Raw genomic sequence first — 20,337 nt, 5'->3', positions numbered from 1 at the left:
ACCTCGAATTAGTATACTAGAACCGCGCGACGGTTCTTAGCGTAAACTTCATCTGATTGACCTAGAAGAAGTGGCTTCTCTTCACCGTAGCTAACGATTGAGATTTGGTCAGCTTGAACACCTAGTGCTTGTAGGTAGTTCGCTACTGCTTGTGCACGACGCTCACCTAGAGCAATGTTGTACTCAGGTGTACCGCGCTCATCAGCGTGACCTTCGATAGTTACGTTAAGTGCTGGGTTCTTGCTTAGGTAAGAAGCGTGAGCCGCTAGCATCTCTTCGTAATCTGCTGCAATTGTTGAGTTGTCAAAAGCAAAGTAGATTGTTTGAGTTTCACGTAGCGCTTGCTCTTTTAGCTCTTGCTCTGTCAACTGACCGCTTTGATCAATTGGCGTAGCTACTGTTGTTTCCACTGCGCCATTGTTGTTTGTTGCTGCACCAGTGTTAGAAGCAGCGTCGTCGCTTGAACTACACGCTGTAACAGCCATTACAGGAAGCGCGATTAGTAGCCCTTTTAGAACCTTGTTCAGTTGCATCTTATTTTCCTTTATTAATCAAACTTATTACTACAAAAACGGTGACCATGCAGGCGCTCGAACACGCCCATTTGTTGCCGGTAATCTAGCTTTGAATCGACCATCAATTGACACCATCGATAGTACGTTTTTCTTGTTGTAAATCGAGCTATACACAACCATGCCACCGTTTGGGGCAATACTAGGAGACTCATCAAGCAAGGTCTTAGTTAAGACTTGAAGAGCACCAGTTTCCAAATCTTGTTTCGCCAAATTAAATCCTGCGTTGCTGCGGTTCACCATAACTAGGAATCGCCCATCAGGAGTAATCTGACCACCCAAATTTTGGCTGCCTTGCCAAGTCAAACGGTCAATAGAACCGCTGCCCAAATTTACTTGATAAATCTGTGGTTTACCACCCCTATCCGATGTGAAAATCAACGATTTTCCATCCGGATGCCAGAACGGTTCCGTATTATTTGATCTGCCACGCGTAATTTGCGTCAGCTTACGAGTGTTAAGGTCAAACGTATAAACATGAAGCGAGCCTGTTTTAGAAAGAACAATCGCTAACTTATTGCCATCTGGCGAAAATCTTGGCGCACCATTGTGACGTGGGTATGAAGTAATTTTCTCACGTTCACCGGTGTAGATGTTCATGATGAAGATTTCTGCTTGGCCATTTTGGAAGCTAACATATGCAAGCTTTTTACCATCGGGGGACCACGCTGGTGACATTAATGGTTGTTTAGAGCGTAAAACCAGACGCTCATTGTAGCCATCGTAATCAGCGACTCGAAGTTGGTAAGGGAAACGGTCTTTATCGTTCACTACCACATATGCGATACGAGTCATGAAAGCGCCACGGTCGCCAGTTAACTGCTCATACACCAAATCAGAGATACGGTGAGCGTACTCACGCATACGAGGCCCTTGAACAGTGGCTACTTTATTGAACAGCACATGATCTTTTGACAGGACTAATTCACCGTCACTACCAAGCGCCTTACTCTTCCCACCTGTTAACTGACCACGCACAATATCAACAAGTTGATAGTTGATAACGTAGTCACCTTGGTCGTTTTGCTTGATTGAACCAGTCAATAGCGCATCCACACCTAAATTGGTCCAAGCATCAAAATTAACTTCTGATTCACTGAACGGTGTTTGTGGCATTTTGCTCGTTGGAACTGGGCTGAATTTACCACTACGCTGTAAATCCGAGGCGATAACAGCAGAAACATCCGTTGGAAGCGCTTGTGTGCCCTCCCACTTAAACGGAACAACAGCAATTGGTCGTGCTGAATCAATACCATCGGTAATGACCAACTCTAATGCGGCATTCGCCACATTTGTCATACTGCTAAACAGTACAAACATTCCTAGTAAAAGGCGTCTAATCACGTCTTATTCCTTTTAGTCCAAAGCAACAGTTATGTTGATGTCTTTTAGTCTTTCATTGACCGCTGATTCTGAAGATTTAGGGAACGTCCCTACCTGAGCTATTGCTCGCTTCGCCGCAGCACATACTCGAGCATCACCACTCAAAACGGTAACACCAGAGACCATCATATCAGTTCCTGTCGGAATCAATTTGATGTTTACCCTACACTCCTTTCCCAGCAAGTAGTCATCCTTAATCAGCTTTTGCTGAATATTTTGAGTATAGATGGATGACATACGAGAAAGTTCGTCGTCAATAAATTGATTGCGCGCAGCACTGTTTTTACTGACCTCATCCTCGAGACCCGCAAAAATATCATCTAACGCGGCTTCTTGAGCTTTACGCTCACGCTCGGCACGCTCAGCTGCTTCTCTCGCTTTACGCTCTCGCTCCGCTGCCTCTTTTGCCGCTTTCTCTTTTGCGATGCGCTCTTGTTCAGCTTTTTCAGCTGCTTCACGCTCACGACGTGCTTTTTCTTCCGCTTCTTTTGCTGCTTTTTCACGAGCTAAACGTTCTTGCTCAGCTTTTGCGATAGCCGCCTCTTTTGCTAAACGCTGCTGTTCAGCTTTACGCACGGCTTCTTCTTTTTCCTTGCGCTCTTTTTCTAGCTTAGCAGCTCGCTCTTTTTCTTTGCGAACACGTTCTTCTTCCTGCTTGCGCTCTTGCTCTTTTTTCTTACGCGCAGCTTCTGCTTCTCGTGCCGCTTGAGCATCTTTCGCTTGCTGCTCTTTCAACTTGCGAATTTGCTCTTCTTCAGCTTTGCGGTTTTTTTCTAGCTGCTCTGCTTCGCGTCTCAGTTTATCAAGACGCTCTTGTTCTTTTTTCGCTGCCTTTTCGCGTTGCTGGCGAATTTCTTTCGCTTGTTGCTGCACAAGTTTTGGATCGATGACAACAGCTTGAACCATTTGCCCTGTAGGCTCTGGTTTAGACATATTGAAGTCCGTCCCCCAAAGCAGGGCTGCAACTAGAATTGCATGCAAACCAACCGATATTGCTATCGGTTTGGTGTATTGGTTGGGTTTGTTCTTGTGATCTTTCATAGATAATTGATGTCTATTCCCTGATATCGGTCATTAGACCTACCTTAGGGATACCAGCTCGACTTAGTTCATCCAGCAATAGAACAACATCGGCATATGGTGTTGCCGCGTCGCCACCTACCGCAACTGGTGAATCCGGCTTAACCTCTCGCTCCGCTTTCACTCGCACAATAACATCTTGCAACGACAAACCTCGCTGAACTTCTTCATCATTGACGCTTAGGCCTAAATTACCCTCGCTATCAATTTCGATGATAATAAAGCTACTGTCAGTCTCGCCAGCAAGGTCTTGCATAGATTCTGCAGTCGATGTTTTCGGAAGATCAACGTCGACGCCTTGAGTCACAAATGGAGCGGTCGCCATAAAAATGATCAACAGTACGAGCATTACGTCGATATACGGAACAACGTTGATCTCCGCTGTCATTTTTCGCTTTTTAGGTTGATAACCCGCCATGCTTTATTCCTTATCCGCGCTGTCTCGGCCAGCCATCGCTTGACGATGAAGGATGCTGTGGAATTCTTCAGAAAATGTTGCGTAAGTGTGCTCTAGTTTACTCACTTTATTGCTTAGGCGGTTGTACGCCATTACTGCCGGAATAGCCGCAAATAGACCCATTGCTGTCGCGATAAGTGCCTCAGCGATACCCGGTGCAACCATAGACAGCGTAGCTTGCTTTACTTCACCCAGCGCAATAAAGGCGTGCATGATGCCCCAAACGGTACCAAATAGGCCGATATAAGGGCTTATAGAACCGACTGTTGCCAAAAACGGTAAGCTTGTTTCTAGCTCATCAACTTCACGAGAAACAGCAACGCGCATTGCGCGGCCAGTGCCTTCCATGATGTAAGCTGGTGAATTTGCGTTGCTCTTACGTAGGCGAGCAAACTCTGTAAAACCTGCGTAGAAGATTTCTTCTGTGCCTTCAATTTCGTCTTTACGCGCTTTTACTTTTTGGTAAAGCTGAGAAAGATCAGTACCCGACCAAAATTTGTCTTCAAACTGCTCTGCATTTTTTGATGCTTGAGAAAGCACTTTGCTGCGCTTGATGATCATTGCCCATGACACAATTGACATGCCAAGCAACGTCAGCATCACAAGCTTTACCAACAGACTGGCCTGAAGAAAGAGATCTAAAATGGAAATATCAGCAGTCACTATTTGTTAGCTCCGAATTTATAAAGGTTGGAATAGCTATTGGTTTCATTTTCTTATTATCGATACATGCTACCTTAACCGAGGCCTTGCACAATATCTTGCCTTGATCATTGACCAACTCTTGACAGAATTGCAGAGAAGCACGTTTTATTTCTGACACTCGGGTTACGACTGTCAGATGCTCGTCCAGCCTAGCCCCTTGGTTGAAATCGATATCCATGTGTCGGACAACAAAGCCGATATTTTGTTCCAGTAACACATGTTGAGAAATGCCTTTAGCACGTAACATCTCTGTCCGTGCGCGCTCAAAGAATTTTAGATAATTAGAATGATATACAACACCGCCCGCATCAGTGTCTTCATAGTACACGGTGATCGGCCAGTGAAAGAGATTTGATGTGCCTTGCAAGGGAGTACCAATATATTCAATTCTTTAAAGTAATTACTATAACTGAAGCGACAGCAATTGGTACCGAGCTAAGGAAATATTTTTGAAATTTGTAGAAAAAATAAAAGCTAGGCGAGATACCTAGCTTTTATTCGATGATTTAGCAACCGACTTTATTACAGCATATTTCAGCCTAAATGAAATAAAGTGCCGTTAGATAAATTAAGATAGCTAACGAGAAATAAGGACTAAACAAAACTTGCCAGTACCAGTTTCTTGGCTTGAAGCCCACCCCATACACCATGCTTGAACATACAGACCAAATCAGTGCTGGTGCGACGATTGAGTTAAAACCACCAATTGCTTGATGGTAAGCTTCAGGGTCCCACATCACCAATCCTACGTGCATAAAGCCAAGGATGAGAGATAAGACTCGTAGCAGAGTCTTATCCATTGGTGCGTGAAGTTTCGCTACCTTATCAGCGAGGTTACTCACTGTCTTTATCCATCATTTCTGAGTGCTCTAGCCAAAGAGCGTTGATGATACCGAATGCACAAGCAAGTAGTACACCTAGAATCCATGCGAAATACCACATAGTAAATGCTCCTTAGTAAAGTGAGTTTTTGTTGTCTTCAATGTACTGGTCATCAAGGCGACCAAACATCTTGTAGTAAGTCCAAGATGTGTAACCAAGGATGATTGGCACCATAACAAACGCAACGCCTGTCATTAGGTTCAGAGTCAGCTCAGATGACGTTGCATCCCACATTGTTAAGCTGTGGCTTGGCATTAAGTCTGAAGGCATGATGAATGGGAACATCGCAAAACCTGCAGTAAAGATAACACCAGCAACACCCAAGCTTGAAGTAATAAACGAAATCGCACATTTTTCAAGACGAGATGCCAATACAGCGAGAAGCGGCATTGCAACACCTATCACAGGAGCAGCCCATAGTAATGGGTAGTTTTCAAAATTCTTCATCCACGCACCAGCTTCACGGATAACCTCTTTGTTTAGAGGGTTAGAAGCTGCGTTAGTGTCGATACCGCCAACAATGACGTAGCCATCGATATTTTGGATCCAGAAACCAGCCGCTACAAACGCTGCAACCGTCAGTAAACCAGCCAACTGAGCAACGTTGCGCGCACGCACATGCACTTCGCCTGTTGTTTTCATTTGTAGCCAAGTAGAACCTTGCATCAAAATCATGAACAAGCTTACTAGACCACACAACAGTGCAAATGGGTTTAGTAGACCAAAGAATGAGCCATGGTATGTTGGCATCAAGAACTCACTCAATTGGAATGGTACACCTTGTAGAAGGTTGCCAAACGCTACACCAAAGATGATTGGCGGAACAAAACCACTGATTGAGATACAGATATCCCAGGTATTGCGCCATTTTGGATCTTCGATTTTAGAGCGGTAGTCTAGACCCAAAGGACGAAGCCATAGCGCTGCTAGTGTCAAAATCATCGCTAAGTAGAAGCCTGAAAATGACGTTGCGTAAACCAAAGGCCAAGCTGCGAACAGTGCACCACCAGCAGTGATAAGCCAAACTTGGTTACCATCCCAGTGAGGAGCAATTGAGTTAATCATGACACGGCGTTGCGTGTCGTTTTTACCGATGATAGGTACAAGCGCGCCTACACCCATATCGAAACCGTCTGTTACTGCAAAACCAACTAGTAGAACACCGATTAGTACCCACCAGATGAGTCGCAAGATTTCGTAATCAAACATCTTGTTATCTCCTTACCTTACGCTTCTACTTGGCGACTAACTTTGTCTTCAACAGAGTCAGCATTTTGCTCGAAGTGGTAGCGACCCGTTTTCAGGCTACTTGGGCCTTTACGAGCGAATTTCAACATTAGGTAAACTTCTGCAATCAGGAATACCGTGTATAGCGCCAGAATTGCGAAGAGTGAAGTCCAGATTTCACCTGCAGTTAGTGCAGAAGCTGCAACATGCACTGGTAAAATTTCACCTACAGCCCAAGGTTGACGGCCGTACTCAGCGACGAACCAACCCGCTTCAATTGCAATCCAAGGTAGTGGAATGCTAAATAGTGCAGCTTTTAGAATCCATTGTTTCTGCTCAATCTTCTGACGACACGTTTGGATAAACGCCGCACCAAAGACAAACAACATGATGAAGCCACAAGCAACCATGATACGGAATGACCAGAATAGCGGCCATACTGTTGGGATTGAGTCGTCCGCAGCAGCTTGGATTTGCTCTTCTGTTGCATCAACAACATTGTCTGTGTAGCGTTTTAGAAGTAGACCGTAACCTAGGTCACCTTTCACTTCATCAAACGCAGTCATGTTTTCTTCTGACTTATCGCCCGCACGAAGCTTCTCTAGAAGTTCATAAGCGTACATGCCGTCACGAATACGATCGACGTGTTCATCACGTAAATCACGAAGACCTGTTACTTGCTCATCAAAAGAACGTGTCGCGATAATACCCATTACGTAAGGGATCTTAATTGCGTAATCGGTATGCATCGTTTCCTGGTTAGGAACACCAAATAACGTAAATGCAGCAGGTGCAGGTTCAGTGTGCCACTCTGCTTCAATTGCAGCGAGTTTCACTTTTTGAACTTCACCAAGCTCGTAGCCAGATTCGTCACCAAGAACGATGGTAGATAAGATAGCTGCAATACCGAAAGAAGCAGCAATAGCAAACGAACGACGAGCAAACGCAATGTCACGACCTTTTAATAGGTAGTATGAACTGATGCCTAGAATAAACATTGCGCCACAAGTGTAACCAGAAGCAACCGTATGCACGAACTTAACCTGAGCAACTGGGTTTAGTACAACCTCAGAGAAGCTCACCATTTCCATTCGCATGGTTTCGAAGTTGAAATCTGCGCCTACTGGGTTTTGCATCCAGCCGTTTGCGATAAGAATCCAAAGAGCAGAGAAGTTAGAGCCTAGTGCAACAAGCCAGGTAACCGCTAAGTGTTGGCGTTTAGATAGACGATCCCACCCGAAGAAGAATAGACCAACAAAAGTTGACTCCAGGAAGAATGCGACAAGTGCTTCGATCGCTAGCGGTGCACCGAAGATATCACCTACATAGTGGGAGTAGTAAGACCAGTTCGTACCAAACTGGAACTCCATGGTAAGGCCTGTCGCCACACCAAGTGCAAAGTTAATACCGAATAGCTTACCCCAGAACTTGGTCATGTCCTTATAGATTTGCTTGTTCGTCATTACGTACATCGATTCCATAATGGCCAGAAGGAAGGCCATACCAAGGGTCAATGGTACGAATAGGAAGTGATACATCGCTGTCAGTGCAAACTGCAACCGCGATAGATCAACTACGTCAATCATGGTAACTCCTATGTGTCGGCTGAATGACACTCTCTACATATTGCAATCCATATTCAGGTGTTATTTACACTTGAAAAATGTTGAATTATCACAACTCATTGTTGCAAAAATGTGCTTCATTGGTTAGTTAATTGTTAAGCATCAGCTAATATAGCTGGGACTAATATTACTTGTAAAAACAGATTGTTTCAAAAGGTTTATAGCCGTAACGCGCTTTGATATACATCAATGTTTATGCGCGGAATTTGCACAAAAATCCATCACATTGATCTAGATCAACCAGTATTGGATACGGATGTTAAGAGAGAGTAATCAGGAGAGAAATTAACCAGTTGCAAGCAAACATCGAGTTAACAATCAATGCTTTTTACTTACTAAACCAGTATGAGAAAAAATTCAAAAAATGTGAGTTTGGTCAACTTTAATGAAGCGCTGGGCAACAAAGGCCCAGCGAGGGAATTTTATTTTTCAATTCCGAAATGTAAATACGCACGATCTGTCGCGATTCTTCCACGCGGAGTGCGTTGTAAATAACCTTGCTGAATAAGATAAGGTTCAAGAACGTCTTCAATAGTGTCCTTTTCTTCACCTATCGCCGCTGCCATGTTGTCGAGCCCGACAGGACCACCACCAAATTTTTCCATAATCGCGAGTAGTAGCTTACGGTCCATGTAATCGAAGCCTTCGGCGTCCACATCAAGCATATTCAACGCCTTATCGGCAACATCGGCACAAATGTGACCATTGCCTTTTACTTCCGCATAATCACGAACACGGCGTAGCAAACGGTTAGCAATACGTGGTGTGCCACGCGCACGTCTTGCCACTTCCAATGCACCTTCAGGTTCCATTGATAAACCTAAACAATCCGCGCTTCGCTGCACGATATCTTGGAGGTCTTTTATCTTATAAAACTCAAGGCGCTGAGTAATACCAAAGCGGTCGCGCAATGGTGACGTTAAAGAGCCCGCTCGGGTCGTCGCACCAATTAACGTAAATGGTGGTAAATCGATCTTAATAGAACGAGCGGCCGGACCTTCACCGATCATAATATCCAGTTGATAATCTTCCATCGCCGGATACAGCACCTCTTCAACCATCGGGCTCAAGCGGTGAATCTCATCGATGAACAACACATCGTTTTCTTCGAGGTTGGTTAACAGCGCGGCCAAATCGCCTGCTTTCTCAAGTACAGGGCCTGAAGTAGTGCGAATGTTCACTTCCATTTCATTGGCAACGATATTCGCAAGTGTGGTTTTACCCAAACCTGGGGGACCAAAAATCAAAAGGTGATCAAGTGCTTCGCTACGTAACTGAGCAGCTTTAATGAAGATCTCCATTTGGTCACGGACATGGTCCTGACCTTGGTAATCCGCTAATTTTTTTGGCCGAATAGCACGATCAATGACATCTTCATCACGAAAGGCAGGGTTTTCTGGCGCGATTAAACGATCGGCTTCAATCATCTTTTTACCTTGAAAAATGGTTACCTGAGAGAATAATGCCGCTCGTTTAACAGCAAGTGGCATATTTCTATATCTCGTCATCCTGTACAGCGACGAAGGAGCGTGATACAGGATCTTCTATCCGAGCGATTTATGGTCAAATTGTTTCATTAACCGCTCAGCGTGCTGCTATTAGATTCCCAGTCTCGCCAGGCTCGCTGGAATGACACAAAAAACATCGTTAAGCGATTGGCATTAACCTTAGAGAATGAGTTATCTTGAACAAATGTTCACTGTGCAACCAGCGTTACACCATTGATTTTAGAGCTTCACGGATCATTTGCTCACTGCTCATGTCCGGTTTAGCGATCTGAGATACCACTTTCGACGCTTGAGTCGGCTTGTAACCTAGAGCTAGAAGCGCACTGATTGCCTCTTCTTCTGCGTTGTTGGATGTTGCACCAGAATCCGCAGGAGCAGCATCCGTAAATGGCGTAAATAGATCGCCAGCGCCCCACCCTTTCAAGCGGTCTTTCATTTCAACAACCAATCGCTCTGCGGTTTTCTTGCCAACGCCTGGAAGCTTAACCAGCGTAGAAACGTCTTCATGTTCCACACAAGTAACAAATTGCGTTGCTGTCATACCAGAGAGAATACCAAGACCGAGTTTAGGACCAACGCCATTGGCTTTGATCACTTCACGGAAAAGTGCTCGTTCTTTTACTGTGTTGAAACCGTATAGCAATTGCGCATCCTCACGGACAACAAAGTGAGTATAAATAATGGCTTCTTCGCCAACATTTGGCAGTTCGTAAAAACAGCTCATTGGCATCTGGACTTCATAACCAATGCCATTAACTTCAATTAATACTTCAGGTGGTTGTTTTTCAATCAGTATGCCACGAAGACGTCCAATCACTATAAATACTCTTTGGAAATGAATTTGCGACAGGATAATAAAGAACTGGATAGACATCCAGTTAATTTTAACGGTAGCGCCCTTTTCTGGCACTGGTTGCTTTGCCCGCTAACGCAACGAGAGTCTTGTTAGTATTGGCATGACAAATCGCCACACCTAAAGCATCGGCTGCATCCGCTTGAGGCTTGGCGGGCAATTTAAGCATCTGCTGAACCATATGCTGAACTTGCGCTTTGTCCGCGCCACCAGTGCCGACGACAGCTTGCTTAATAAGACGAGCCGCGTATTCAAATACCGGCAACTCCGCATTCACCGCAGCAACAATTGCACTGCCACGAGCTTGGCCAAGTTTTAGCGCTGAATCCGCGTTTTTGGCCATAAACACTTGCTCGATCGCGAAAACGTCCGGTTGAAACTGGGTAATGATTTCCGTGACGCCTGCATAAATCTGTTTAAGCCGACCCGGAAGTTCTTTTTCTGAAGTACGAATGCAGCCACTACCAAGGTATTGCAAGTGGCGCCCATTTTGACGAATGACCCCATAGCCGGTAATGCGCGAACCTGGGTCAATGCCCAAAATAATTGACATGAATGTTCCTAAAAATGAGGCCTAATTCGGCCTCAGTCTTTTTATTATTACTTGCTAACTTCGGAGCAAATACCGCTCCCGACACCTTGAGTTTAATCTAGCGTAGCCGCAACGTCGTCAGAGATATCACCATTGTGATAAACCTCTTGAACGTCGTCCAGATCTTCCAAAGCGTCAATCAAACGAAGTAGTTTTGGCGCAGTATCCGCGTCCAAATCTGCTTTCGTAGATGGGATCAGCGACACCTCAGCGTTCTCTGCCTCAAACCCTGCGGCATCAAGAGCATCTTTTACGAGTCCAAAATCGCCTGGGGCCGTGTAGACATCAATCGAGCCATCTTCTGCCGTTTCAATGTCATCAGCACCACTTTCTAATGCTACTTCCATTACCGCATCCTCATCTAAACCTGGGCCATATGAAATCACGCCTTTCTTGTCGAAAAGATAGTTGACGCTACCATCCGTCCCCAGATTGCCGCCTGACTTTGAGAATGCATGGCGTACGCCAGATACCGTACGATTTCGGTTATCCGTCATACATTCGACCATGACCGCCGTACCACCTGGACCATAACCTTCATAGATCACGGTTTCCATGTTGTCGTCGCCTTCACCACCAGCACCTCGGCTGACTGCGCGGTTGACAGTGTCACGTGTCATGTTGTTAGACAGTGCTTTATCAATTGCTGCTCGCAAACGTGGGTTATTTTCTGGCTCACCGCCCCCCTCTTTTGCCGCAACAACGATTTCACGGATTAATTTAGTAAAGATTTTGCCGCGCTTCGCATCTTGCGCTGCTTTACGGTGACGAATATTCGCCCATTTACTATGACCAGCCATAATTCACCTTTTAATGTATTTTGACGCTTAATAACAAAACATGTTCTAAAAGCGTTGCTTGGGAAATTGCTTTGGAAGTTTCTTGGGTTTATTTAAACAAAAACTCCCGCAGTTGCGGGAGTTTTCTTCAAATGTTGTGCGCTTATTCTGCGTCTTTTTCTTTCGCTGCAGTTACTGCGATAGCTAGCTCTTCTAGCGCTGCTGGGTTCGCAATACTTGGTGCGTCTGTTAGTAGACACGCCGCTGCTGTTGTTTTAGGGAACGCGATAACATCACGGATGTTCTCTGTGCCACATAGCAGCATTACTAGACGGTCTAGACCAAATGCAAGACCAGCATGTGGAGGCGTACCGAATTTCAGCGCATCAAGCAGGAAGCCGAACTTAAGCTGTTGCTCTTCAGGTGTGATACCTAGAATATCAAATACGGCTTCTTGCATATCTGCGTTGTGGATACGAACAGAGCCGCCGCCCACTTCGTAGCCATTTAGAACCATATCGTAAGCGTTAGAATTTGCCGCAGCAGGGTTTGCTTTTAGCTCTTCTGCAGTCACACCTAGAGGCGATGTGAATGGGTGGTGCATCGCGTGTAGGTTGCCTTCGTCATCTTCTTCGAACATTGGGAAGTCAACAACCCATAGTGGAGCCCATGCAGACTCATCCGTTAGCTCTAGGTCTTTACCTAGTTTCAAACGTAGCGCACCCATTGCTTCTGCAACGATACCCGCTTTATCAGCGCCAAATAGGATAATGTCACCAGATTCCGCTTGAGTACGATCTAGAATGCCGTTGATCACGTCTTCATTTAGGAACTTAGCGACTGGAGATTGGATACCTTCCATGCCCGCTGCACGGTCATTAACCTTCATCCAAGCTAGACCTTTCGCACCGTAGATGCCAACGAATTCACCGTAGCCATCAATTTGCTTACGAGTCAAAGATGCACCACCTGGAACGCGAATAACGGCAACGCGGCCTTTTTCGTCGTTTGCTGGACCTGAGAATACTTTGAACTCAACATCTTTCACTAGGTCAGCAACGTCTACTAGTTCCAGTGGGTTACGTAGGTCTGGCTTGTCAGAACCGAAACGACGAATCGCTTCGCTGAACGGCATTACTGGGAATTCACCTAGGTCAACATTTAGTAGCTCTTGCCACATTTCACGAACCATTTTCTCAGTCGTTGCACGAACTTGGTCAGCCGTCATGAATGACGTTTCGATATCGATCTGAGTGAATTCTGGTTGACGGTCAGCACGCAAGTCTTCATCACGGAAACACTTAACGATTTGGTAGTAACGGTCAAAACCAGACATCATTAGAAGCTGTTTGAATAGCTGTGGAGACTGAGGAAGCGCGTAGAAGCTGCCTTTGTGAACACGGCTAGGTACTAGGTAGTCACGAGCGCCTTCTGGTGTCGCTTTTGTTAGTACTGGTGTTTCAATGTCTAGGAAGCCGTTGTCATCTAGGAAACGACGAACAAAGCTAGACGCTTTAGCACGTAGCTTGATGCGGTCGCTCATTTCTGGACGACGTAGATCTAGGTAACGGTACTTCAGGCGCTGCTCTTCAGAGTTCTTTTGGTTGAAGTCTAGAGGCAGAACATCAGAACGGTTGATGATTTCAAGACCTTTCGCAAGGATCTCAACTTCACCTGTTGCCATGTCTTTGTTTGCTTGGCTCTCTGGGCGAACGCGCACTTCACCCGTTAGTTTGATACAGAATTCATTACGAAGTGTGTTCGCCACTTCATACGCATCCGCCATATCTGGATCAACAACTACCTGAACGATACCTTCGCGATCTCGCATATCAATAAAAATAAGACCGCCTAAATCACGACGACGGTTAACCCAGCCGCAAAGTTCTACAGTTTGTCCTGCAAGGGACTTGTTCAGGTGACCACAGTAATGGGTACGCATAATGAAATTCCCAATCTCTCAAATGTTGTTAACTACGCTCTGTCAGCCTCATTGCTAAGCAGAGTAAAGATTCAGTTATACGCTGAATGTCCACGAAAATCGACTACTCAACATACAATTACGTGTGTTTTATCATTCACTGGTGCTTTTTAGTACAACAAATGTTCAAAAGCGCACCAAAGCGAAAAAATTGGGGAGGATTATAGCGTGAAATTACCTATTTCAGCAAAACTCTCGTAAAGTATTCACACGAGTAGCAAGCAGTAAAGAATAATGGATAACTTACCTCTTCGACTTGGATTGACAATGTGGTCACACAATCAATGGCAACAAAGTTTTTACGGCAGCGGGACAAAGCCCGCTGAACGTTTAGAAAGGTATGCGCAAGTGTTTCATACCGTGGAAGGCAACACGACATTTTATGCCACACCGACGCTCAATACAGTGCAAAACTGGAGAGCCGCAACCCACGATGATTTTCGCTTTACTTTCAAACTTCCTAAAGCCATCACTCATGAGCAAATGCTAAGAGGTTGCAGCGAACAACTGAGAGACTTCATGAAAGTCATGGAGCCTTTGCATGACCGTGTGGGCCAATGGACAATTCAATTGCCAGCCGCATTTGGTCCTGAACACCTTGTTCGACTGAAAAAGTTCTGTGCGAGCTTTCCACCTAACTTCCCTCTCGGTGTTGAGGTTCGCCATATGGCATTTTTCTCCAAAGGCGAAGAAGAGCGAGCACTTAACCAATGGTTAGTAGAGAATAATATTGACCGCATTATTATGGATAGCCGCCCAGTCTTTGCCGCTAAGCCCGACAATGAGGCGATTATTGATGCACAAATGAAAAAACCACGAGTACCTGTTCACGCCATTGCTACCGCTTCACACCCTTTGATTCGCTTTATTGGTCATCCAGAAGAACAGCAAAATTACGAGTTTTTTAAACCATGGCTCAACAAGTTGCCACAATGGATTGCCGAAGGTAAACAGCCATATGTCATGATCCATACCGCAGACAATATAATTGCGCCAGAGTTGGCCGCAAACCTATATAAAGACATACAAAAGCGTATCATGCTCCCTGAGTTAGCACCTTTCCCTGCTGACGATGGCAACTCGCAGTTACAGATGTTCTAACGCAACACATGACAGAGGCGCGAAATTCCCATAAAATACGCGCCTTTTTTGGTGCCTGACATTTTCAGGCGGCTTGTATGCAGAGACTTAGTTATGAACCCTAAGAGCAATCCAGATACTATTTTTTCGGCTCCAATCGATAAAATTGGGGATTTCACGTTCGATGAACGCGTAGCGGAAGTATTTCCTGACATGATTCAACGATCGGTACCGGGTTACAGCAATATCATTTCTGCAATCGGTATGCTGGCAGAGCGTTTTGTAAAACCTCACTCAAACATCTATGACCTTGGCTGTTCTTTGGGTGCTGCAACATTGTCTATGCGTCGCCATATCAAACAAGAAGGTTGCCAAATCATCGCAGTGGACAACTCTCCTGCGATGGTTGAGCGTTGTAAACTTCACGTCAACGCTTACCGCAGTGACACTCCTGTGGATGTAGTAGAAGCAGACATTCGCAATATCGAAATTGAAAACGCGTCAGTGGTGGTGTTGAACTTCACTTTGCAATTCCTCTCTCCAGAAGATCGTTACTCCTTGCTCGAGAAAATTTACGCAGGCCTGCGTCCAGGCGGCATTTTGATTCTATCGGAGAAGTTCGTCTTCGAAGATGAAGTGTCGAACGAACTGTTAATTGACCTTCACCACGACTTTAAACGTGCGAATGGTTATAGCGAACTAGAAATCAGCCAAAAGCGTAGCGCGATAGAAAACGTAATGCGCCCAGATTCAAAGAAAGAACATAAAGAGCGTTTCGCTAAAATTGGCTTTTCTAGCTACGACGTTTGGTTCCAATGCTTTAACTTCGGCTCCATGTTCGCGATTAAATAGACCATGCATACCAAGCCTGAACCATACCGATTTCGGCTTTTGTTAATAATTTATACCCATCAACTCAGCGATTGACTAACTATGTTTAACTTTGCAAATTTCTACCAATTGATTGCCCAAGACACTCGTCTTCAACCTTGGCTTAATGTGCTTCCGCAACAGCTAACGGATTGGCAAAATGCAGAGCACGGTGACTTTAGTCGCTGGTTGAAAGCCCTGAACAAAATCCCAGCGGGTAGACCGGACAACATCGACATTGTTGATTCTGTCACGATTTCAAACAATGAGCCGATGCCTCAAGGGGAACTTAAAAAGCTAGAAAGCTTACTTCGTACATTCCATCCTTGGCGCAAAGGCCCATACCACGTACACGGCATCCATATTGATACTGAGTGGCGCAGTGATTGGAAATGGGACCGCGTGCTTCCGCATATTTCACCATTAAAGAATCGCAGCGTACTCGATGTTGGTTGTGGTAACGGCTACCACATGTGGCGCATGCTAGGCGAAGGTGCACGCTTAACTGTCGGTATCGATCCATCTCACCTGTTCCTGATTCAGTTCGAAGCAATTCGTAAACTAATGGGCGATGACCAACGTGCACACCTACTGCCATTGGGCATTGAACAACTACCTAAGTTAGAAGCGTTCGATACGGTATTCAGCATGGGCGTGCTTTACCATCGCCGCTCGCCTCTCGATCATTTAGTGCAACTAAAAGATCAATTGGTATCTGGTGGTGAACTCGTATTGGAAACACTCGTGATTGAAGGTGATGAGAATGCAGTACTGGTCCCGACTTCTCGTTACGCGCAAATGCGTAATGTCTATTTCTTCCCTTCAGCAAAAGCCCTAAAAGTGTGGCTAGAATTGGTCGGTTTTGAAGATGTTCGTATCGTTGATGAAAACATCACGTCCGTAGACGAACAACGTACCACAGATTGGATGACGCATAACTCTCTACCTGACTACTTAGATCCGAACGACCCAAGCAAAACTGTAGAAGGCTATCCTGCCCCTCGCCGCGCGGTTCTTGTCGCTCGCAAATCATAATTCGCTGAGATTCCTGACATTGTCTTAACTCATTTTACGAGTTAAGACATTACCCTCTTTCCTCGTAATGAGCGAGTTTGTTTTTTGAATCCATTTTTCACGTCAAAATATAAGCACGCTCTAAATAAGGATGCGCTTTTATGTCCTTGATTTTTGGCTTTTCATCACTATTCCTCAAACAATAAGTAATAGAGAAACATTCTTACTTGTGAGGCTTTATCGATATAAGCTAAACTCCTAAAAAATAAACAACTTAATCCAATCCCAAGGTTTTCAATGTTATTACGATTGACCCCGATTGTTGCCATCGCCTTACTATCTGGATGCTCACTAACCAAAGGCGAACAGTACCACCAAGAAACGTTAGCGGCGATTCAAAATTCAGAAGCGAATGTCAATAATCGCATTACCAACCTAGAGCTACAGCTCAGCAACCAATCGGACTATATCGACAGCCTTGAAGAACAAGTCGATAAACTACAGGTTGAACTTCTTACATTTCGCGATGAAGCAATGGCAGAAGTAAAAAAACCGAAAGAGCCGATTATTGTCCAATCTCCCGCTCCTGTGGAACCAACCCCAACTCACGATATTGTCCTTGGCTCTATCGAAAAGGTCACGGTAGAGTCGATTAAGCAAACTTTTGATGCACGTATCGACACTGGTGCCGCGACGTCGTCTTTAAATGCCGTTGATATTGAAGAGTTCGAAAGAAATGGTAAAAAATGGGTCCGATTCCACTTAGCAGACACCAGTAAATCCGAAGAAGAGAAAAGTACTTGGATCGAAGCTCCTGTCATTCGCTACGTCAAAATCCGCCAGGTTACCAGTGAAGAGTTAGAACGCCGCGCTGTGGTAGAACTTTGGGTGCGCGTTGGAAAAATTCATGAAAAAGCGCAATTTACGTTGGCAGATCGCTCACATATGAACCATCCTATTTTACTGGGTAGAGAATTTATGCGCGACATAGCACTTGTCGATGTAAGTCGTACCTATATCCAAACGGACGAAGATAAAAAATAATAAGGTAGATTATGACGTCAAAAATACCGTTTTACCTTTCTATCATCTTATTGGTGATTGCGGGCATTGCTCTGAGTGTTTTCAGACATGAAAACTACGGCGTGCCTTGGACGCCAGGCGAAACTCGCCAGGTATGGGATGTAGAAGCTCGTATTGAGTTCAATGCTAACGGCAACGAAGTAAAAGCGTCACTTGCAGCACCTCATACACAAAGTGGTTACACACTTATCGGTGAATCTGCTTCCTCATCAGGTTATGGCGTTTCCTACATCAATGACGATTCAGGCCGTCGTGCAGAATGGTCAATTCGCCAAGCTCAAGGGCCACAAACCATATACTACAAAGCCCAGTTCTTAGTAGACCCTCAGGCTAAAGTCACTCCTTTACCGCCAACGGAAGACATTACGCCACCAACGCTATCAGCACCACAAGCAGCAGCGGCAAATGCCCTTATCGAACGTGCGATGAGTCGCTCAGCCGATAATGTGACGTTTACTCGTGAGCTTATCAAAGCGCTTAATGACCCAGATAGCCAAAACTCGTCGCTACTACTGAACGATTTCAGCCGTACTGATGCACTGCATAATATTTTGCTTACCGCAGGTATACAGAGCAAAACCGTCGGTGTTATCGAACTAGAAGATGGTCGTCGACGCCAAACAATTCAACCAATGGTTCAGGTTTGGTCAGGTAAAGATTGGGTACTGTTTTCGCCAAAATCCGAACAAAAAGCAGTGAAACCCAACTTGTTAGTGTGGGATGAATCAAACGTATCCTTACTTGACCTTGTTGGTGGTAAAAATAGCCAAGTGCATTTCTCGATGATTAAGCAAGAAATGACACCACAACAAGCTACAAACAACAAAATAGAAGCAGATGGATTACTGAATATTTCAATTCATAGCCTACCTTTGGAAGAGCAAGCGATGTTCAAAACCATCATGCTCATCCCTATTGGTGCTCTGATCGTTGTGTTCTTGCGTGTGATTATCGGCCTGAAAACATCCGGTACCTTCATGCCTGTGTTGATTGCCGTTGCTTTTGTTCAAACTCAACTATTAACGGGTATTGTCGGTTTCTTGCTAATTGTAGGTACAGGCCTGATTATTCGAAGCTATTTGTCTAGGTTGAACTTATTGCTGGTAGCAAGGATATCTGCGGTCATTATTACCGTTATTATGATCATCTCGGTGTTCACCGTTGTTGCGTTTAAAATGGGCTTAACAGAAGGCCTAACAATTACCTTCTTCCCTATGATCATCTTGTCTTGGACGATTGAACGTATGTCAATCCTATGGGAAGAAGAAGGTGCGAAGGAAGTTGCTCTGCAAGGTGGTGGTTCATTGCTGACAGCAGTATTAGTTTACCTTGCAATGACGAACTCATACATTCAACACTTAACCTTTAACTTCATTGGTCTACAGTTGATTGTTCTGGCCGGTATTCTATTACTAGGTACTTACACAGGTTACCGCCTCACTGAGCTACGACGCTTCAAACCACTAGCGGAGGACTAAACGATGTTCGAAAGTTTTACTTCGCCGTCTAAGCTTCGCCATAAAGGCATTATGGGGATGAACAAGCGTAACCACAGCTATATTGGCCGTTACAATGATCGTTCTAAATACCCACTTGTCGATGACAAGCTAAAGACCAAAATTATTGCACAGGCAGCAGGAGCAACAGTTCCTGCCCTGATCGGTGTCATTCATAACCAAGCTGAAGTTAAGACTATCCACAAAATGGTTGAGAACTGGCCTGGTTTTGTAATCAAACCTGCACAAGGTAGTGGCGGTAAAGGCATTCTGGTTGTTACGTCTCACAAAAACGGGGTATATACCAAACCCTCCGGCTCTACAATTGGTAGGGATGAGGTCGAGCGTCACATTAGTAATGCGCTTGCTGGCCTTTTCTCTCTTGGTGGTAAAAATGACGTTGCTGTGGTTGAAAACTTAATCAAGTTTGATGACTGTTTTGATGGCTTCAGTTATGAAGGCGTACCAGATGTTCGGATCATCGTATTTAAAGGTTATCCAGTTATGGCGATGATGCGCTGTTCTACAGCGGCTTCCGACGGCAAAGCAAACCTTCATCAAGGTGCCGTAGGAGTAGGCATTGACATCGCGACAGGTAAAGCCGTCAGAGCGGTGCAGTTCGATCATCCAGTGACTCATCACCCTGATACAGGTAAAGACCTTTCGACCCTTCAAGTACCGCATTGGGAGCGCTTGCTGGAGCTTGCGTCAAGTGCCTGGGAAATGACAGGTTTGGGATACATGGGTACGGATATGGTGCTGGATAAAGATGAAGGACCTATGGTTTTAGAGCTTAACGCTCGCCCTGGTCTGGCAATCCAAATCGCTAATGGTGCAGGCTTGCTTCCTCGTTTGAAACACATAGAGAGCCTTGGCACACCTGCTGAGTATCCAAAACCGATTGAACGCGTCGCTTACGCAGCAGAGCAGTTCGGTGTGAAGCCGTTGTTCTAACCCTCCGACCTAATGTTCGTTATTACTCGCCAGTAATTGTCATGATTACTGGCGTTTTTGTTCCCGCATCCAAAAACCTTGCACTTGCTCTCCTTATTAAACACATCCTTCTCATATATAAGTTGAATCAATGATCGAGCTAACAAAATCAACATAGATCGTTTCTTTTCTACTTTGCCTTTTGAGTATGATGAGA

General features: G+C 45.0%; 21 protein-coding genes. 6 read left to right on the top strand and 15 right to left on the bottom strand.

All coding sequences use genetic code 11. The annotated features are described in order from the left end of the window. Positions 1 to 8: 8 nt before the first annotated feature. From pal to aspS, 15 genes are all read right to left on the bottom strand, one after another. Positions 9 to 533: a peptidoglycan-associated lipoprotein Pal gene (pal, locus tag R7F67_RS09770; RefSeq protein WP_005378293.1), complete on the bottom strand. Its 525-nt coding sequence runs from the start codon at positions 531 to 533 to the stop codon at positions 9 to 11. 30 nt (positions 534 to 563) lie between these two features. Continuing rightward, a complete protein-coding gene (gene tolB, locus R7F67_RS09765; protein ID WP_005387925.1) occupies positions 564 to 1,916 on the bottom strand; it encodes a Tol-Pal system beta propeller repeat protein TolB in 1,353 nt (450 codons plus the stop codon). A 12-nt stretch (positions 1,917 to 1,928) separates the two neighbouring features. After that, positions 1,929 to 2,996: a cell envelope integrity protein TolA gene (tolA, locus tag R7F67_RS09760; protein ID WP_170897172.1), complete on the bottom strand. Its 1,068-nt coding sequence runs from the start codon at positions 2,994 to 2,996 to the stop codon at positions 1,929 to 1,931. Between the two features lie 13 nt (positions 2,997 to 3,009). Next, entirely contained in the window at positions 3,010 to 3,453 is a 444-nt protein-coding gene (locus R7F67_RS09755; protein WP_005378298.1) for an ExbD/TolR family protein, read from the bottom strand. Between the two features lie 3 nt (positions 3,454 to 3,456). Next, positions 3,457 to 4,155 carry a protein TolQ gene (gene tolQ / locus R7F67_RS09750; protein WP_005378301.1) on the bottom strand — a complete coding sequence of 233 codons (699 nt, stop codon included), beginning with the start codon at positions 4,153 to 4,155 and terminating at the stop codon, positions 3,457 to 3,459. After that, entirely contained in the window at positions 4,145 to 4,564 is a 420-nt protein-coding gene (gene ybgC, locus R7F67_RS09745; RefSeq protein ID WP_017820044.1) for a tol-pal system-associated acyl-CoA thioesterase, read from the bottom strand. Before ybgC ends, tolQ begins: the two co-directional genes overlap by 11 nt. A gap of 172 nt (positions 4,565 to 4,736) precedes the next feature. Continuing rightward, positions 4,737 to 5,039, bottom strand: coding sequence for a cyd operon protein YbgE (gene ybgE / locus R7F67_RS09740; protein ID WP_017820043.1), 303 nt, complete (start codon positions 5,037 to 5,039; stop codon positions 4,737 to 4,739). Beyond that, entirely contained in the window at positions 5,032 to 5,139 is a 108-nt protein-coding gene (cydX, locus tag R7F67_RS09735; protein ID WP_000270284.1) for a cytochrome bd-I oxidase subunit CydX, read from the bottom strand. The genes ybgE and cydX overlap by 8 nt, the downstream gene beginning before the upstream one ends. Before the next feature lie 12 nt (positions 5,140 to 5,151). Further along, complete coding sequence (cydB, locus tag R7F67_RS09730) at positions 5,152 to 6,288, bottom strand: cytochrome d ubiquinol oxidase subunit II (protein WP_170897173.1); 1,137 nt, start codon at positions 6,286 to 6,288, stop codon at positions 5,152 to 5,154. 17 nt (positions 6,289 to 6,305) lie between these two features. Continuing rightward, the gene (cydA, locus tag R7F67_RS09725; protein WP_005378311.1) at positions 6,306 to 7,892 is read right to left on the bottom strand and encodes a cytochrome ubiquinol oxidase subunit I; all 1,587 of its coding nucleotides are present in this window, start codon (positions 7,890 to 7,892) and stop codon (positions 6,306 to 6,308) included. Between the two features lie 461 nt (positions 7,893 to 8,353). After that, positions 8,354 to 9,358: a Holliday junction branch migration DNA helicase RuvB gene (gene ruvB, locus R7F67_RS09720; protein WP_005378312.1), complete on the bottom strand. Its 1,005-nt coding sequence runs from the start codon at positions 9,356 to 9,358 to the stop codon at positions 8,354 to 8,356. A 286-nt stretch (positions 9,359 to 9,644) separates the two neighbouring features. Beyond that, positions 9,645 to 10,256 carry a Holliday junction branch migration protein RuvA gene (gene ruvA, locus R7F67_RS09715; protein WP_005378313.1) on the bottom strand — a complete coding sequence of 204 codons (612 nt, stop codon included), beginning with the start codon at positions 10,254 to 10,256 and terminating at the stop codon, positions 9,645 to 9,647. 67 nt (positions 10,257 to 10,323) lie between these two features. Continuing rightward, positions 10,324 to 10,845: a crossover junction endodeoxyribonuclease RuvC gene (gene ruvC, locus R7F67_RS09710; protein WP_005387909.1), complete on the bottom strand. Its 522-nt coding sequence runs from the start codon at positions 10,843 to 10,845 to the stop codon at positions 10,324 to 10,326. Between the two features lie 92 nt (positions 10,846 to 10,937). Further along, complete coding sequence (locus R7F67_RS09705; protein WP_005378402.1) at positions 10,938 to 11,684, bottom strand: YebC/PmpR family DNA-binding transcriptional regulator; 747 nt, start codon at positions 11,682 to 11,684, stop codon at positions 10,938 to 10,940. A gap of 142 nt (positions 11,685 to 11,826) precedes the next feature. Then, a complete protein-coding gene (gene aspS, locus R7F67_RS09700; protein WP_005378401.1) occupies positions 11,827 to 13,605 on the bottom strand; it encodes an aspartate--tRNA ligase in 1,779 nt (592 codons plus the stop codon). 306 nt (positions 13,606 to 13,911) lie between these two features. On the opposite strand from aspS, the gene R7F67_RS09695 reads away from it, so the two are divergent. The 6 genes from R7F67_RS09695 (at position 13,912) to R7F67_RS09670 (ending at position 20,141) form a co-directional block, all read left to right on the top strand. After that, positions 13,912 to 14,745, top strand: a complete 834-nt coding sequence (locus R7F67_RS09695) for a DUF72 domain-containing protein (protein ID WP_238970254.1) — start codon at positions 13,912 to 13,914, stop codon at positions 14,743 to 14,745. A 93-nt stretch (positions 14,746 to 14,838) separates the two neighbouring features. Next, positions 14,839 to 15,576 (top strand): carboxy-S-adenosyl-L-methionine synthase CmoA, encoded by a 738-nt coding sequence (gene cmoA, locus R7F67_RS09690; protein ID WP_017635063.1) that lies wholly within the window; start codon positions 14,839 to 14,841, stop codon positions 15,574 to 15,576. A gap of 81 nt (positions 15,577 to 15,657) precedes the next feature. Continuing rightward, positions 15,658 to 16,629, top strand: coding sequence for a tRNA 5-methoxyuridine(34)/uridine 5-oxyacetic acid(34) synthase CmoB (cmoB, locus tag R7F67_RS09685; protein WP_104975995.1), 972 nt, complete (start codon positions 15,658 to 15,660; stop codon positions 16,627 to 16,629). A 276-nt stretch (positions 16,630 to 16,905) separates the two neighbouring features. Beyond that, positions 16,906 to 17,652 (top strand): ATP-dependent zinc protease, encoded by a 747-nt coding sequence (locus tag R7F67_RS09680; protein ID WP_005378391.1) that lies wholly within the window; start codon positions 16,906 to 16,908, stop codon positions 17,650 to 17,652. A gap of 11 nt (positions 17,653 to 17,663) precedes the next feature. Next, positions 17,664 to 19,169 carry an inactive transglutaminase family protein gene (locus R7F67_RS09675; protein ID WP_005378389.1) on the top strand — a complete coding sequence of 502 codons (1,506 nt, stop codon included), beginning with the start codon at positions 17,664 to 17,666 and terminating at the stop codon, positions 19,167 to 19,169. Between the two features lie 3 nt (positions 19,170 to 19,172). Further along, entirely contained in the window at positions 19,173 to 20,141 is a 969-nt protein-coding gene (locus R7F67_RS09670; protein ID WP_005378387.1) for an alpha-L-glutamate ligase-like protein, read from the top strand. Positions 20,142 to 20,337: the final 196 nt, after the last annotated feature.

It is taken from the genome of Vibrio sp. YT-17, assembly GCF_033337375.1.
GTDB lineage: Bacteria > Pseudomonadota > Gammaproteobacteria > Enterobacterales > Vibrionaceae > Vibrio > Vibrio alginolyticus.
The sequence above is the reverse complement of the archived record's forward strand: the minus strand, read 5'-3'. Positions and strand labels throughout refer to the sequence as shown.